Origin of the sequence: Mycobacterium sp. NAZ190054 (assembly GCF_001545925.1) — a bacterium.
Lineage (GTDB): Bacteria > Actinomycetota > Actinomycetes > Mycobacteriales > Mycobacteriaceae > Mycobacterium.
This window is the reverse complement of sequence record NZ_LMVQ01000071.1, coordinates 1-13,409: the sequence shown is the minus strand read 5'-3', so window position 1 is coordinate 13,409 and position 13,409 is coordinate 1. Positions and strand designations below refer to the sequence as shown.

The window sequence follows — 13,409 nt, the reverse complement described above, 5'->3', positions numbered from 1 at the left end:
CCGTAACTGGTCGCCTGCACGATCGCGTCGCGGTCGATCGCGTACGCGATCGCCTGGCGTACCCGCACGTCGTTCCACGGCTCGCGCGCCTCGTTGAGCGCCAGATACCAGTAATCGTTGCTGGGTGTGACCGCGAGCTCGACGGACTCGTCGTCACGCAGTTGCGCCACCCGCTGCGGCGGCACCGAGTCGGTCCAGTCGATCTCGCCGGCCTGCAGCGCCGACAACGCCGTCGACGGTTCGGAGATGAACCGGAACGTGACGCCCGAGACGCCGGGCACCCCGCCCCAGTACTCCGGGTTGGCGCCCAACGAGATCGAGTCACCGCTCTTCTGTCCGAGGAAGCGGAACGGACCGGTCCCGACCGGGTGCGTGGCGATCCGGCCGCTCTCGACATTGGCGCGCGACACGATCGCCATGCCCTTGAACCCGCCGAGGTTGGTCAGCATGTTGGGGGTCGGGCGCTCCACCCGGATGACCACGGTGGCCGGGTCCGGGGCCTCGACGGCGCGCACCGAGCTGAACTTGTCGGAGTTGGCCAGCTGCTCGTCGATGATGCGCCGGTAAGAGAACACGACGTCCCCGGCGGTCAGCGGGGTGCCGTCATGGAACGTCACGCCGGGTCGCAACCGGAACGTCCACGTCAGCTGGTCCGGGCTGACCTCCCACGATTCGGCCAGCGCCGGCTGCATCTGCAGGTTCTCGTCGGGCTCGACGAGCGTGTCGAACACGTTCTCCAGCACCTCGAACGAGAAATACGCCGTGGTCTTGTGCGGGTCGAGCTGGTCGGGTTCGCCGGCGATCGCCGCCACCAGGGCGTCTGCGGTGCCCTGACCCAGATCGACGCGTTCACCGGTCGAGCACCCGGTCAGGCCGGCCAGAACCACACATATGGCGAGGACAGCGGTCCGCACCGCCGTCCTCGCCATATGCAACCACCCCGGAACTCGAGTCTGCAGTGGGTCTTCTACCCGGACACCCGGTGGGCAAAACCCGGCACGCGACAAACTCGTGACTTTGTCCGCCCGTGGCTGAAATACTGCGGGACATGAAGTTGCTGCGCGGCCTGGCCGCGGTCGTCGTCCTGGCCGGTTCCGCTGTGGGGTTCTCCGCTCCGGCACAGGCGGCCGGCCTCATGGAGGGCGTCTACAACTACACCTCGGAGGGGCAGTCCGGCACCTGGACCATCTATCCGATCTGCGTGCCGGTCGTCGGTGATCTGCGCGAACCCCTGTACCTGCCCGTGGGTTGCCGGCTTCACGTGGGCCCGTCGACCGGGCTGACCGGTGGCGACGCGGCGCTGGTCGAAGGCGTGTGGGGCTTCACCACACCCAAGAAGGAGGGCATGCAGTGCCCCGACGGCACGTGGGAGCCGACCGTGGAGGTCGTCAGGTTCGACGACGTCACAATGTCGGGCACGCGCAAGATCACCCACACCGGCAACTGCGGTCTGCCGCCGGGCATCATCGAGGTCCCGTTCACGCTGTCGTTCAAGGAGCCGTTGCCCATCCCCGTCGACCGGTACCCGTTGATCTGCGAGCCCGGCGGCCTGCGACGCTGCTTCTAGAGGCGGGACCGACGTGAAACGAGTGGTGATCTGGGGAACCGGATTCGTCGGCCGGATGGTGATCGCCGAGGTGGTCAGGCATCCACAGTTCGAACTCGTCGGCGTCGGGGTGAGTAATCCCGACAAGGCGGGCCGCGACGTCGGCGACATCTGCGGGCTCGGCCGCGACATCGGCCTGATCGCCACCGACGACGTCGACGCGCTGATCGACCTGAAGCCCGACGCGCTGGTCCACTACGGCCCGACCGCCGCGCACGCCGAGGCCAACATCGCGCTGATCACCCGCTTCCTGCGGGCCGGCATCGACGTGTGCTCGACCGCGATGACGCCGTGGATCTGGCCGACGATGCACCTGAACCCACCGGACTGGATCGAGCCGATCACGGTGGCGTGCGAGCTCGGTGAGTCGTCGTGTTTCACCACCGGCATCGACCCCGGGTTCGCCAACGACCTGTTCCCGATGACGTTGATGGGTCTGTGCTCGGAGGTCCGCCGGGTGCGCGCCTCCGAGCTGCTGGACTACACCAACTACGAAGGCGACTACGACCGCGAGATGGGCATCGGCAGGCCGCCCGAGTACCGGGCGATGCTGGAGAACCCCGACATCCTGGTGTTCGCCTGGGGCGCAACTGTTCCGATGATCGCTCACGCCGCGGGGATCATGCTCGACGAGATCACCACGACATGGGAGAAGTGGGTGACGCCCGACGAACGCAAGACCGCCAAGGGCGTCATCGCCCCGGGGAACGTCGCCGCGGTCCGGTTCACCGTCAACGGGGTGTACCGGGGCGAGACCCGCATTCAGCTCGAGCACGTCAACCGGATCGGCAACGACGCCGCACCGGACTGGCCGTCGGGCAACGACAACGATGTCTACCGCGTCGACATCGAAGGCACACCGAGCATCTTCCAGGAGACCGCGTTCCGGTTCACCGACGGCTCGGGGCGTGACGCCGCGGCCGCCGGTTGCCTGGCGACCGGGCTGCGCGCGCTGAACGCGGTGCCGGCCGTCAACGATCTGTCGCCCGGCTGGGTCACCGCGCTGGACCTGCCGCTGATCCCGGGACTCGGCACCATCCGTTAGTTCCTGCGCCGCTTGATCAGAACCACATGGGCGAGCGGGATCCGGGTCGGCTCGGGGGATGCGCTCATCCGCTCGGCGACGCCGGTCTCCAGCCGCTCGAAGAACTCGGTGATGCGGGGGTCGGAGGCGCCGCCGCGCAGAGCCGGGGTCAGTGCGGGGAACACCGAAGCGCGGGCGAACCCGGCCCACCTGGCGCCGAACGTCCTTGCGTCGCCGTCGTTGCGGTACCGGTCCCAGAACCGGTCGGCGGCGTCGAAGATCTCGAGATGCTCGATCTCCAGCTGTTCGAAGCGGCCCGACGGCGCGAACGGCGCGACGAAGTCCACCGCGCGGCGGCCGACGGTGGGGATGCACATCTGCCCCATCTCGCCGGCGGTCAGCAGGCCGTCGCCGGTCAGTTCGTCGAGGGCGTCCAGCAGCGCCGACATCAGCGGTCCGAAACCCGAATCGTCGTCGTCGCCGACGGCCATCGTCATCACCACGAGCCGTCCTCCGGGACTCAACTCGCGGCCGCGGAACGCGACGAACTCGTGCCAATCGTGCGCGGCCTGCCTGGCGAACGCGGCGCGCACCCTCTCATCCGAGCAGAAGTTCACCTGGATGTGGCCCTCGATGTCGCACGGCACCCGCGTCAGCCAGTGGACCGCCCACGAACTCCAACCGAGGTGCACGCTGTTCGACGGCAGGATCTGGGAGTAGAACGACCGGCCGATCGCCGAGGCGAAGACGGCCCTGTCCTTGCGCAGGTACGAGTCCGGGTCGTTCTCGAGGACGTGGAACAGTTCGGAGAAGTCGTTGTCGGGGCGGTCGGTGTGCACCACCATCACCGAATGCTCGGGACGGGTTCGCTTGCGCAGCACGGTGATCGCCGCGCCGATCGGCAGCAGCGAGTTCAGCCCGTTGGCCGCGCCGTAGTCGGCGACCACGATCGGCTGCGGTGGGTCGGGCAACGGCACCGCGTCGGCCGCACGCTCGAAGACCGCCATCGCCGGTTGCAGGCCGGCGGCCTGCAGTCGCGAGGCGGCGCTGTAGAAACTGCTGTCCTTCGGCTCAGGGCGCACCACGAAGCTGGATTCCGCCATGCCCCGAACGGTAGTCCTCGCGCCGCGACCGCGCCGCGGACTCAGTGCCCTCGGGCCACCCATTCGTCGTAGTGCACGATCTCGTCACCGACGGTCGTCGAGTCACCGTGACCGGTGTAGACCACCGTGCCGCCGGGAAGCTTGCCGAGCCGGCCCGAGATGGACTCCAGGATCGTCGGGAAATCCGAGAACGAGCGGCCCGTCGCGCCGGGACCGCCCTGGAACAGGGTGTCGCCGCTGAACACCGCGTTCAGCTCGGGTGCGTGCCAGCACACCGAGCCGGGGGAGTGCCCGGGCGTGTGCAGCGCCCGCAGTTCGGTGCCCGCGACCGTCAGGGTTTCTCCGTCGGAGACCGAGCGGAAGTCGCTGTCCGGGTGGGTCATTCGCCACAGCACCTCGTCGGCGGGGTGCAGCAGCACCGGCGCGTCGAGCGCCTGCCCGAGCTGCGGGGCGACGGTCACGTGGTCGTTGTGGCCGTGCGTGCACACCACCGCGACGACGTGCCTGCCGCCGACCGCCTCGATGATCGGGTCGGCGGTGTGGGCGGCGTCGAACACCACCACTTCCTTGTCGTCGCCGACGAGCCAGATGTTGTTGTCGACGTCCCAGCTGCCGCCGTCGAGTTCGAACGTGCCGCTGGTGACCAGTCGCTGGATGCTCACAGCACGACCACCGATCGGAGTACCTCTCCGGCGTGCATCTTGTGGAAGGCGTCCTCGATCTGGTCGAGGCCGATGCGTTCGGAGACGAACTTGTCCAGCGGGAAGCGGCCCTGCAGGTACAGCGAGATCAGAGTCGGGAAGTCCCGCTCGGGCAGGCAGTCGCCGTACCAGGACGACTTCAACGAGCCGCCGCGGGAGAAGAAGTCGATCAGCGGCATGTCCAGCTTCATGTCCGGCGTCGGCACCCCGACCAGGACCACGGTGCCCGCCAGGTCACGCGCGTAGAACGCCTGCTTCCACGTCTCGGGCCGGCCCACCGCGTCGATCACGACGTCGGCGCCGAAGCCGTCGGTCAGGTCCTGGATCGTCTCGACGGCGTCCAGTTCGCGGGCGTTGACGGTGTGCGTCGCGCCGAACTCGCGCGCCCACTCCAGTTTCCGGTTGTCCATGTCGACGGCGATGATCCGCTTCGCGCCGACCAGACGGGCACCGGCGATCGCCGCGTCACCCACGCCGCCGCAACCGATCACCGCGACGGTGTCGTCCCGGTTCACCGCACCGGTGTTGATCGCCGCACCCAGGCCGGCCATCACACCGCAGCCCAGCAGACCGGCCGCGGCCGGGTCGGCGGCGGGATCGACCTTGGTGCACTGGCCTTCGTGCACCAGCGTCTTGTCGGCGAACGCGCCGATACCCAGCGCCGGGGTCAACTCCGTGCCGTCGGTCAGCGTCATCTTCTGCGCGGCGTTGTGGGTGTCGAAACACAGATGGGGGCGACCGCGCTTACAGGCACGGCACTGACCGCACACCGCGCGCCAGTTCAGGATCACGAAGTCGCCGGGCTCGACATTGGTGACGCCGGGGCCGACGGACTCGACCAGACCGGCGGCCTCGTGGCCGAGCAGGAACGGGAACTCGTCGTTGATGCCGCCCTCGCGGTAGGTCAGGTCCGTGTGGCAGACCCCGCAGGCCTGGATGTCGACGACCACCTCACCCGGCCCGGGATCGGGGATGACGATGTCCACCACCTCGACGGGTTGAGCCTTCGCCCGAGAGATCACGCCGCGCACAGTCTGAGTCATGCCTAAACCCTAATAGTTCGGCACAGGCAGAGATCTGTCCGGTCACCGTCGAACTGCGCTGATCGGCGCTACGGTGAGAGCGCGATGCTCACCGACAGCCAGCTCGATCTTCTGTCCGCCGCGCGCGCAGCACACCGGCGGCGGGACTGGGCGGTGAGCTACCAGGCGTTCGAACGGGCGAGCCGGTGTGCGCCGCTGCCCACCGACGACCTCGACGCGTTCGCGTTCGCGGCCTGGCGGCTGGGTCACATCAAGGAGTCCAGCCGGGCCGCGGAGCGGGTGTTCACCGAGCTGGCCCGCACCGACCCGGGCGCCGCAGCGATGAAGGCCAACGAACTGGCGCTGGCCTGGCTGGTGCGCGGCGACGTCAACATCGGCCAGGGCTGGATGAACCGGGCCCGCAGGCTGCTCGCCGCCGCCGACGAGAGCCCGGCCCACGGCTACCTGGCCTACCTCGACGCTGTGGTGGCGGCGATGACGCAGGATCTGGACGCACTGGCCGCACACGTGCGGTCGCTGCGCGCGATGAGCGCGCGCCTCGACGTGCCCGCGGTGACCGCCCTGGGGCTGATCGCGGCGGGCGTCGAGGCGATCCTGCACGCCCGCACGGCCGAGGGGTACGCGCTGATCGACGAGGCGATGCTGCCGCTGGTGGCCGATCAGGTTCCGATCGAGTGGGCCGGCGACATCTACTGCATCGTGCTGCACCACTGCCACAAACTCGCCGACCTGCCACGGATGAGGTCGTGGACGCAGTCGATGGAACAGTGGTGCGGACTGTCCGCGTCGGCGCCCTACGGCGGGGTGTGCGACGTGCACCGCCTGCAGGTGCAGGTGGCCTCGAACGATCACGGCGACTACCGGCACCTGGCGGACCGGCTGGGGCTGGCCAGCCGCAGGCTTGCGGAGGTCAACGCCTGGGCTGCGGCCGAGGGCTACTACGAGCTCGGCGAGGTGTGCCGGATGATGGGTGACTTCGACGGCGCGGCAACGGCTTTCAACCAGGCCCGGGCCCTCGGCCTCGATCCGCAACCCGGGGCGGCGCTGCTGGCCTGCCGCCGCGGCGAAGCCGCCGCGGCATGGACGTCCATCCGGATCGCGCTCGCAGGCGCCGACCGGCTGACGCGGGTGCGGTTGCTGCGTGCGGCGGTCGAGATCGCGCTGAGCCGGGACGCGCTGGACGAGGCGGAGAACTACTGCCGGGAACTGGAAGCCGACGCCCGCGCGTTCGGCACCCCCGGCTTTCTGGCATGGGCCGCACACGCCCGCGGTGCGGTGGCGGTCCGCCGCGGCGCGTACGGGTCCGCGCTCGAGTCCTTGCAGATCGCGCTGCGCGAGTACCGGATTCAGCAGTCCCGGTACGAGACTGCCGAAGTCTACGAGTGGATGGCGTTGGCGCGGCGGGGTCTCGGCGAGCGGGACGGTGCCGCCGCCGACGCGGCCACCGCCGACGCCATCTACACCCAGTTGGGTGCCGAGCCCGCCGGGGTCTGCGGGGCGCCGACACCGGGCGGCCTGACCCGCCGTGAGCTCGACGTGCTGAGCCGTATCGCGCGTGGCGCCACGAACCGGCAGGTGGCCGAGCAACTGCACGTGTCCGACAAGACGGTAGGCCGGCACCTGGCCAACATCTACGCCAAGCTCGGGGTGTCCACCCGCACCGCGGCGGCCGGGTGGGCGTTCCAGCACGGCGTGTCGGCCGACGACCGCTGATCTACATCATCTGCACCATCGCCGGGCCGGAAATACGCATCGATCGACCGATGGTGGCAGCGGCCCTGTCGGCCTAGCGTTTCGGGCATGACCGTACTGAATGAGAACCCGGCGAACACCTCCGAGACCACCGAGGAATTCGCCGGACGCATCGTCGGCGCCATCGACGCCGCCAGCATCGCGCTCCTGTTGTCGATCGGCCACCAGACCAGGCTGTTCGACACGATGTCCCAATTGCCGCCGGCCACCAGCACGCAGATCGCCGACGCGGCCGGCCTCGATGAACGCTACGTCCGGGAATGGCTCGGCGGCGCGGTGGCCGGCCGGATCGTCGGCTATGACGCGGCTGCGCAGACGTATTCGCTGCCGCCGCACCGCGCGGCCGTGCTCACCCGCACCGCGGGCCCGGACAACCTCGCCCGCGTGGCGCAGTTCATCCCGCTGCTCGCCGAGGTCGAGCAGCAGGTGATCGACTGCTTCCACCATGGGGGCGGGCTGTCCTACGCCGAGTATCCGCGGTTCCACACGCTGATGGCCGAGCAGAGCGGGGAGGTTTTCGACGCCGCCCTGGTCGACGTGATCCTGCCGATGGCCGAGGGACTTCCGCAGCGTCTGCACACCGGTGTCGACGTGGCCGATTTCGGTTGCGGCAGCGGCCATGCCGTCAACGTCATGGCGAGTGCATTCCCGGCCAGCCGGTTCGTCGGCATCGACTTCTCCGATGAGGGGTTGGCGGTCGGCGCCGCCGAGGCGCGCAGGCTCGGGCTGACCAACGCGACGTTCGTCGCCGCCGATGTCGCCGAATACGACGCCACCGACGCCTTCGACGTCGTCACCGCGTTCGACGCGATCCACGACCAGGCCCATCCGGCGCGGGTGCTGGCCAACATCCACCGGGCGCTGCGCCCGGGCGGGACGTTCCTGATGGTCGACATCAAGTCGTCCAGCCGGGTCGAGGACAACGTCGGGGTGCCGTTCGCGCCGTATCTGTACACCGTGTCGACGATGCATTGCATGAGCGTGTCGCTGGGACTCGGCGGCGACGGGCTGGGCACGTGCTGGGGCCGCGAACTCGCGACCTCGATGCTCACCGAGGCCGGGTTCGGTGAGGTGCAGGTCGGTGAGATCGACTCCGACCCGATCAACTTCTACTACATCGCCAGGAAGTAGCCAGGGTGCGGCGCTCGCTACGCTCGGGCACGATGACCGCACTCGACGTCCTGAATAACTGGCCGGTCCCCACTGCCGCGGCCGCGGTGGTGGGGCCGACCGCTGTGTTGGCCCGTCACGGCGACACCGGGCACCGCTTCCCGTTGGCCTCGGTGACCAAGCTGCTGGTGGCCCGCGCCGCGCAGGTGGCGGTGGAGGAGGGCGCCGTCGAACTGGACGCCGCAGCCGGGCCGCCGGGCGCGACGGTGCGCCATCTGCTGGCCCACGCCGCCGGCTACGAGATGACCTCGGCGAAGGTGATCGCGCGGCCGGGCACCCGGCGGGTCTACTCCAACTACGGGTTCACCGCGCTGGCCGAGACGATCGAGGCGCAGTCGTCGATCCCGTTCGCCACCTACCTGGCCGAGTCGGTGTTCGCGCCGCTGCGGATGGACGACACCGGACTCGACGGCGGGGCCGAGGCGGCCGGCTACGGCGCGACGTCCACGGTCGACGACCTGGTGTCCTTCGCCGGTGACCTGCTGACGCCGGCGCTGGTGTCCGGGCAGATGCACGACGAGGCGGCCAGCGTGCAGTTCCCCGGCCTCGACGGGGTGCTGCCCGGGTTCGGTGTGCAGCGTCCCAACGACTGGGGACTGGGTTTCGAGATCCGGGGCGGCAAATCACCGCACTGGACCGGAGCCGGTAACTCGGCCCGCACGTTCGGTCATTTCGGCCAGTCGGGGACCTTTCTGTGGGTCGACCCGGATGCCGCGTTGGCGCTGGTCGTGCTCACCGACCGCAGGTTCGGGGAGTGGGCGCACTCGGTGATGCCCGCCCTGTCTGATGAAGTCCTAAGAGAGTTCGGGGCGGACTAGCGCAACAGCCGTCTCACAAGGCACAATAGACCCGCAAGCCACAATTGGATCAGTTCATCGCATCATCTGTGCTGTTCGGAAACCACCAGGTCGTTGGGGAAGACGTCCCTCGTGGAACCGAAGGAGCAACAGATGCGTGCAGCGAACCAATTCGCCGACGCGACGACGGGCGTGGTGTACATCCACGCGTCGCCCGCGGCGGTGTGCCCGCATGTCGAGTGGGCGTTGTCGTCGACCCTCAATTCGAGGGCGAATCTGAAGTGGACCCCGCAACCGGCCATGCCCGGGCAGCTGCGCGCCGTCACCAACTGGGTCGGCCCGGTCGGCACCGGCGCCGCGCTGGCGAACGCGCTGCGGTCGTGGTCGGTGCTGCGCTTCGAGGTGACCGAGGACCCCAGCCACGGCGTGGACGGCCACCGCTGGTGCCACACCCCGCAGCTCGGTCTGTGGAGCGGCGCGATGAGCGCCAATGGCGACGTGATGGTCGGCGAGATGAGGTTGCGCGCGCTGATGGCGTCCGGAGCCGACGTGCTGGCCGCCGAATTGGACTCGGTGCTGGGCACCGCGTGGGACGACGCGCTGGAGGCCTACCGGGACGGCGGCGAGGGCGCGGAGGTCAGCTGGCTGAGCCGGGGCGTGGGGTAGCCGGGCGCAGGATCGTCAGCGCCCCGGCGACGGCCGACACCTCGACCGGCAACGGGCAGACGTACTCGCCGTCGGCGTAGGCGTTGATACCCGGGCAGTCGACCGTGACGGTGCGCGCCCGTGCGGTGCTCACCTCGTCGAGATTCACGTGCGTGCCCTTGAACACGGTGGGGAACAGCCGGATCAGCCGGGTGCGCGACGCCGAAGCCACCATGGTGACGTCGAGGAGGCCGTCGCGCGGGTCGGCGCCCGGGCAGATCCGCATCCCGCCGCCGTAACTGCGGGTGTTACCGAACGCGGCGAGCGTCAATTCGGTGTCCTCGGCGCGCCCGTCGAACGTCAGCCGGAACGGCAGCAGGCGCAGCTGGGAGATCTCGGCCACCATCGCGAGGTTGTAGCGCATCCGGCCGTGCGGCCAGCGCATCCGGTTGGTGCGGTCGGTGACCAGCGAGTCGAAGCCGGCCGCCATCACGGTGCCGAACCAGCGGTCCGTGCCGTCGGCGCCGCGGATGCGGCCCAGGTCCACGGTGTCGGTGACGCCGTCGACGATCACGTCCGCCGCGGCCTCGGGGTCGCGGGCCGGAATCCCGAATTCGCGGGCATGGTCGTTTCCGGTGCCGGCCGGCACGATGCCCAGCGGGATGTCGGTCTGTGCGAGCACCTGCAGGGCCAGCGAGATGATGCCGTCCCCACCGACGACCACCAGCGCGTCCATCCCGCGCTCGAGGGCGCCCTCGACGAGCCCGCGCGCGTGCGCGGCGTCCCGGCCGACGATCGCGACGACGTCGACGCCGCGCTGGTGCAGTCGTGTGATCGCGCGCTCGGCGGCGTGCGGAGCGCTGCCGTGTCCCGATGCCGGGTTGGTCAGCACCGTGACGCGCGACGGGTGGGTCACGGAATCAGCTTGCCCGGGTTGAGGATTCCGGCCGGGTCGAGCGCGGCCTTCACCGCGCGCAACACCGTGAGGCCGAGGTCGCCGACCTCGTCGTGCATCCACGGCCGGTGATCGGCGCCGACGGCGTGGTGATGGGTGATGGTCGCACCCGCGCGCACCATCGCGTCCGACGCCGCGGTCTTGGCCTTGCGCCACTGCTCGATCGGGTTCCCGCGCTGGGCGGCCACCACGGTGAAGTACAGCGATGCACCGGTCGGATACACATGCGAAATGTGGCACAGCACCAGCGCGGGCGTGCCGGATTCGGTCAGTGCCGTCGTCAACGCCTCGGTGACGGCGGCCTTGAGGGCCGGCACATTGGACCAGTTGGTCGCGGTCTCCAGCGTCTCGCACAGCGCGCCGGCCGACAGCAACGCGTCACGCAGATAGGGCGCATTGAACCGGCCGTGCTCCCAGGCGCGCGCGGGGTCTTCGCCCAGCGACGTACCGCCCATGGCGGCCAACAGCTCTCGGGTCTCGGCGTGCCGGCTCGCGACGTGGGCCTCGGTGCCCTCGAACACCGTGATCGCCAGGCAGCCGCCGGGGCTTGTCTGCTCGCCGATGTTCTCGGTGGTGGCGAGGTTGACCCCGGTCTCGGCCTCGTCGGACAGCCGGATCACCGTCGGCCCGGTACCGGTCTGGACGACGGCCCGCAGCGCGTCCGCACCGGTCGCGAAGTCGGGGAACGACCAGGCCTCGAACCGGGTGGCCTCCGGTACGGGATGCACGCGCACCCGCACGCGGGTGATGATCCCGAAGGTGCCCTCGGAGCCGAGCAGCAGCTGACGCAGGTCGGGGCCGGCCGCCGACGCCGGTGCCCGGCCCAGCTCGAGGACGCCGGCGGGGGTGACGGCGCGCAGACCCCGCACCATGTCGTCGAAGCGTCCGTAACCGGCGGAGTCCTGACCCGACGAGCGGGTCGCGGCGAACCCGCCGACGGTCGCGAAGCAGAAGCTCTGCGGGAAGTGGCCCAGCGAGAAGCCGCGTTCACCCAGCAGCCGCTCGGCCGCGGGCCCGGTCAGGCCGGCACCCAGTTCGGCTTCCCAGGACACCTCGTCCAGCGAGTGCAGTTCATCGAGCCGGCGCAGATCCAGCGACACCACGGCCTTGAAATCACCCCGCACGGGGTCGAGCCCGCCGACGACGCTGGTGCCGCCGCCGAACGGTACCACCGCGATACTGCGGTCCGCGCAGAACCGCAGCAGCCCGGCGATCTCGTCCTCACCGCGGGGCAGCAGCACCGCGTCCGGGGCATCTTGTACGCCGAAGTCTCTGCGCCGCAACAGATCCAGGGTCGATTTGCCGCCCGCGCGATAGAGCCGGTCGCGGTCGCCGGTGAGCACGTGCCCGGCGCCGACGATCGCGGCGAAGCCGTCCCGGTCGGCGGCGGACAGCGCCGACGGACGCAGCCGCACCTGTTCGAGGGTGGGTTCGTCGACCGGACCGCCGTCGATGCCGAGCGCCTGGCGGAGCAGTGACCTGACGCCGGGGGACAAGGGTTTGGCCGCCGCGGGATCGCCCCACGCATTCCACTGCATCATGCGTTACAGTATTACAGATGATGTCAATCCGTAACTCTGATGTGAGCGTCGAGCAGCGAATCCTCGACGCCGCGGCGGAGTGCATCCTCGCCTACGGCGTCGAGCGGACGACCATGACCGAGATCGCCCGCCGGGCGCGGGTGAGCCGGCCGACGATCTACCGGCGGTGGCCCGACATCCGGTGGGTCATCGCCGAACTGCTCACCGTGCGCATCGCCGGTGTGCTGGTGGCCGTTCCGGATCGCGGCGCCGGGCGCGAGGCCATGGTGGAACGCGTCGTCGCCGTCGCCGACCACCTGCGTGCCGACGAGATCGTGCAGTCGGTGATCCGCAACGCGCCGGGCCTGGCGATGACCTACATCACCGATCGGCTGGGCACCAGCCAGCAGATCCTCGTCGAGGCGCTCGCCGAGGCGATCGAAGCGGGGCAGGGCGAGGGCAGCATCCGCGCGGGGGACCCACGGGGCATGGCCGCGATGTGCCTGCTGATCGCCCAGTCGACCATCCAGTCCGCCCAGATGGTCGCCGAACTGCTGGACAACGACGCACTCAACCGGGAGCTGGCCCGCTCGTTGAACGGATACCTGAAACCTTGAGTGGCTCAACCGCTTTGCACGCGGCACGGCGCGCGGCCGAACTCACCGCGGTGGGGGACGGGGCCGCCGTCGACCTCATCGTGATCGGGGGCGGCATCACCGGCACCGGCATCGCGCTCGACGCTGCCGCGCGTGGGCTGTCGGTGGTCCTGGTGGAGAAACACGACCTGGCGTTCGGCACCAGCCGGTGGAGCTCCAAGCTCGTGCACGGCGGGTTGCGGTACCTGGCCACCGGCAACATCGGCATCGCCCGGCGCAGCGCCGTCGAGCGCGGAATCCTGATGACCCACAACGCCCCCCATCTGGTCCGGGCGATGCCGCAGCTGGTGCCGTTGCTGCCGCAGATGACCGCCGCGTCGCGGGCCCTGACATCGGATGGGCGCCTTCGATTCCCCAGCCGTCCTCGACCCGGCCGGGGGAGAAGGTCCAGAACATCACCCGGCTGTAGAACGCCTTGAACGCCGCCGAATCCGGGA

The 13,409-nt window shown here is 69.8% G+C and carries 13 protein-coding genes and 1 pseudogene; 8 read left to right on the top strand and 6 right to left on the bottom strand.

The genetic code is table 11. The features are described 5' to 3' along the window. Positions 1 to 929, bottom strand: a 929-nt coding sequence (locus ASJ79_RS06900) for an ABC transporter substrate-binding protein (protein WP_231750755.1), incomplete at its 3' end; no start/stop codon positions are given. A gap of 119 nt (positions 930 to 1,048) precedes the next feature. On the opposite strand from ASJ79_RS06900, the gene ASJ79_RS06895 reads away from it, so the two are divergent. Together ASJ79_RS06895 and ASJ79_RS06890 are read left to right on the top strand one after the other, a co-directional pair. Next, positions 1,049 to 1,567 (top strand): hypothetical protein, encoded by a 519-nt coding sequence (locus tag ASJ79_RS06895; RefSeq protein WP_067953985.1) that lies wholly within the window; start codon positions 1,049 to 1,051, stop codon positions 1,565 to 1,567. Between the two features lie 55 nt (positions 1,568 to 1,622). Beyond that, a complete protein-coding gene (locus tag ASJ79_RS06890) occupies positions 1,623 to 2,651 on the top strand; it encodes a dihydrodipicolinate reductase (protein WP_231750756.1) in 1,029 nt (342 codons plus the stop codon). Here the strand turns inward: ASJ79_RS06890 and ASJ79_RS06885 are convergent. From ASJ79_RS06885 to ASJ79_RS06875, 3 genes are read right to left on the bottom strand one after another with little or no spacing between them, the layout of a single operon-like run. Then, positions 2,648 to 3,733 (bottom strand): SAM-dependent methyltransferase, encoded by a 1,086-nt coding sequence (locus tag ASJ79_RS06885; RefSeq protein WP_067953983.1) that lies wholly within the window; start codon positions 3,731 to 3,733, stop codon positions 2,648 to 2,650. The genes ASJ79_RS06890 and ASJ79_RS06885 overlap by 4 nt on opposite strands. 41 nt (positions 3,734 to 3,774) lie before the next feature. Beyond that, positions 3,775 to 4,395, bottom strand: coding sequence for an MBL fold metallo-hydrolase (locus ASJ79_RS06880; RefSeq protein WP_067953982.1), 621 nt, complete (start codon positions 4,393 to 4,395; stop codon positions 3,775 to 3,777). Further along, positions 4,392 to 5,477, bottom strand: a complete 1,086-nt coding sequence (locus ASJ79_RS06875; RefSeq protein WP_067953981.1) for an S-(hydroxymethyl)mycothiol dehydrogenase — start codon at positions 5,475 to 5,477, stop codon at positions 4,392 to 4,394. The genes ASJ79_RS06880 and ASJ79_RS06875 overlap by 4 nt, the downstream gene beginning before the upstream one ends. 84 nt (positions 5,478 to 5,561) lie before the next feature. On the opposite strand from ASJ79_RS06875, the gene ASJ79_RS06870 reads away from it, so the two are divergent. The 4 genes from ASJ79_RS06870 (at position 5,562) to ASJ79_RS06855 (ending at position 9,862) form a co-directional block, all read left to right on the top strand. Next, a complete protein-coding gene (locus ASJ79_RS06870) occupies positions 5,562 to 7,190 on the top strand; it encodes a LuxR C-terminal-related transcriptional regulator (RefSeq protein WP_067953980.1) in 1,629 nt (542 codons plus the stop codon). An 87-nt stretch (positions 7,191 to 7,277) separates the two neighbouring features. Then, positions 7,278 to 8,360 carry a class I SAM-dependent methyltransferase gene (locus ASJ79_RS06865; protein ID WP_067953979.1) on the top strand — a complete coding sequence of 361 codons (1,083 nt, stop codon included), beginning with the start codon at positions 7,278 to 7,280 and terminating at the stop codon, positions 8,358 to 8,360. A gap of 32 nt (positions 8,361 to 8,392) precedes the next feature. Further along, positions 8,393 to 9,217, top strand: a complete 825-nt coding sequence (locus ASJ79_RS06860) for a serine hydrolase (protein ID WP_067953978.1) — start codon at positions 8,393 to 8,395, stop codon at positions 9,215 to 9,217. Between the two features lie 132 nt (positions 9,218 to 9,349). Next, complete coding sequence (locus ASJ79_RS06855; protein WP_067953986.1) at positions 9,350 to 9,862, top strand: DUF3145 domain-containing protein; 513 nt, start codon at positions 9,350 to 9,352, stop codon at positions 9,860 to 9,862. On the opposite strand, the gene ASJ79_RS06850 is transcribed toward ASJ79_RS06855, so the two are convergent. Both ASJ79_RS06850 and ASJ79_RS06845 read right to left on the bottom strand, forming a co-directional pair. Beyond that, positions 9,834 to 10,757 (bottom strand): diacylglycerol kinase, encoded by a 924-nt coding sequence (locus ASJ79_RS06850; protein WP_067953977.1) that lies wholly within the window; start codon positions 10,755 to 10,757, stop codon positions 9,834 to 9,836. The two genes, ASJ79_RS06855 and ASJ79_RS06850, sit on opposite strands and share 29 nt — an antisense overlap. Then, positions 10,754 to 12,334, bottom strand: coding sequence for an FAD-binding oxidoreductase (locus tag ASJ79_RS06845; RefSeq protein WP_067953987.1), 1,581 nt, complete (start codon positions 12,332 to 12,334; stop codon positions 10,754 to 10,756). Before ASJ79_RS06845 ends, ASJ79_RS06850 begins: the two co-directional genes overlap by 4 nt. A 20-nt stretch (positions 12,335 to 12,354) precedes the next feature. On the opposite strand from ASJ79_RS06845, the gene ASJ79_RS06840 reads away from it, so the two are divergent. Both ASJ79_RS06840 and ASJ79_RS06835 read left to right on the top strand, forming a co-directional pair. Continuing rightward, complete coding sequence (locus tag ASJ79_RS06840) at positions 12,355 to 12,933, top strand: TetR/AcrR family transcriptional regulator (protein ID WP_067953976.1); 579 nt, start codon at positions 12,355 to 12,357, stop codon at positions 12,931 to 12,933. Next, positions 12,930 to 13,319, top strand: a pseudogene (locus ASJ79_RS06835) (FAD-dependent oxidoreductase); the annotation flags it as partial. The gene ASJ79_RS06840 and the pseudogene ASJ79_RS06835, both read left to right, overlap by 4 nt. Positions 13,320 to 13,409: the final 90 nt, after the last annotated feature.

What these genes read in the sequence shown, in the direction of transcription:
- ASJ79_RS06895 (WP_067953985.1), top strand. Translation starts at nt 1,049, where the DNA reads ATGAAGTTGCTGCGCGGCCTGGCCGCGGTCGTCGTCCTGGCCGGTTCC.
- ASJ79_RS06890 (WP_231750756.1), top strand. Translation starts at nt 1,623, where the DNA reads ATGGTGATCGCCGAGGTGGTCAGGCATCCACAGTTCGAACTCGTCGGC.
- ASJ79_RS06885 (WP_067953983.1), bottom strand. Translation starts at nt 3,733, where the DNA reads ATGGCGGAATCCAGCTTCGTGGTGCGCCCTGAGCCGAAGGACAGCAGT.
- ASJ79_RS06875 (WP_067953981.1), bottom strand. Translation starts at nt 5,477, where the DNA reads ATGACTCAGACTGTGCGCGGCGTGATCTCTCGGGCGAAGGCTCAACCC.
- ASJ79_RS06870 (WP_067953980.1), top strand. Translation starts at nt 5,562, where the DNA reads ATGCTCACCGACAGCCAGCTCGATCTTCTGTCCGCCGCGCGCGCAGCA.
- ASJ79_RS06865 (WP_067953979.1), top strand. Translation starts at nt 7,278, where the DNA reads ATGACCGTACTGAATGAGAACCCGGCGAACACCTCCGAGACCACCGAG.
- ASJ79_RS06860 (WP_067953978.1), top strand. Translation starts at nt 8,393, where the DNA reads ATGACCGCACTCGACGTCCTGAATAACTGGCCGGTCCCCACTGCCGCG.
- ASJ79_RS06855 (WP_067953986.1), top strand. Translation starts at nt 9,350, where the DNA reads ATGCGTGCAGCGAACCAATTCGCCGACGCGACGACGGGCGTGGTGTAC.
- ASJ79_RS06845 (WP_067953987.1), bottom strand. Translation starts at nt 12,334, where the DNA reads ATGCAGTGGAATGCGTGGGGCGATCCCGCGGCGGCCAAACCCTTGTCC.
- ASJ79_RS06840 (WP_067953976.1), top strand. Translation starts at nt 12,355, where the DNA reads ATGATGTCAATCCGTAACTCTGATGTGAGCGTCGAGCAGCGAATCCTC.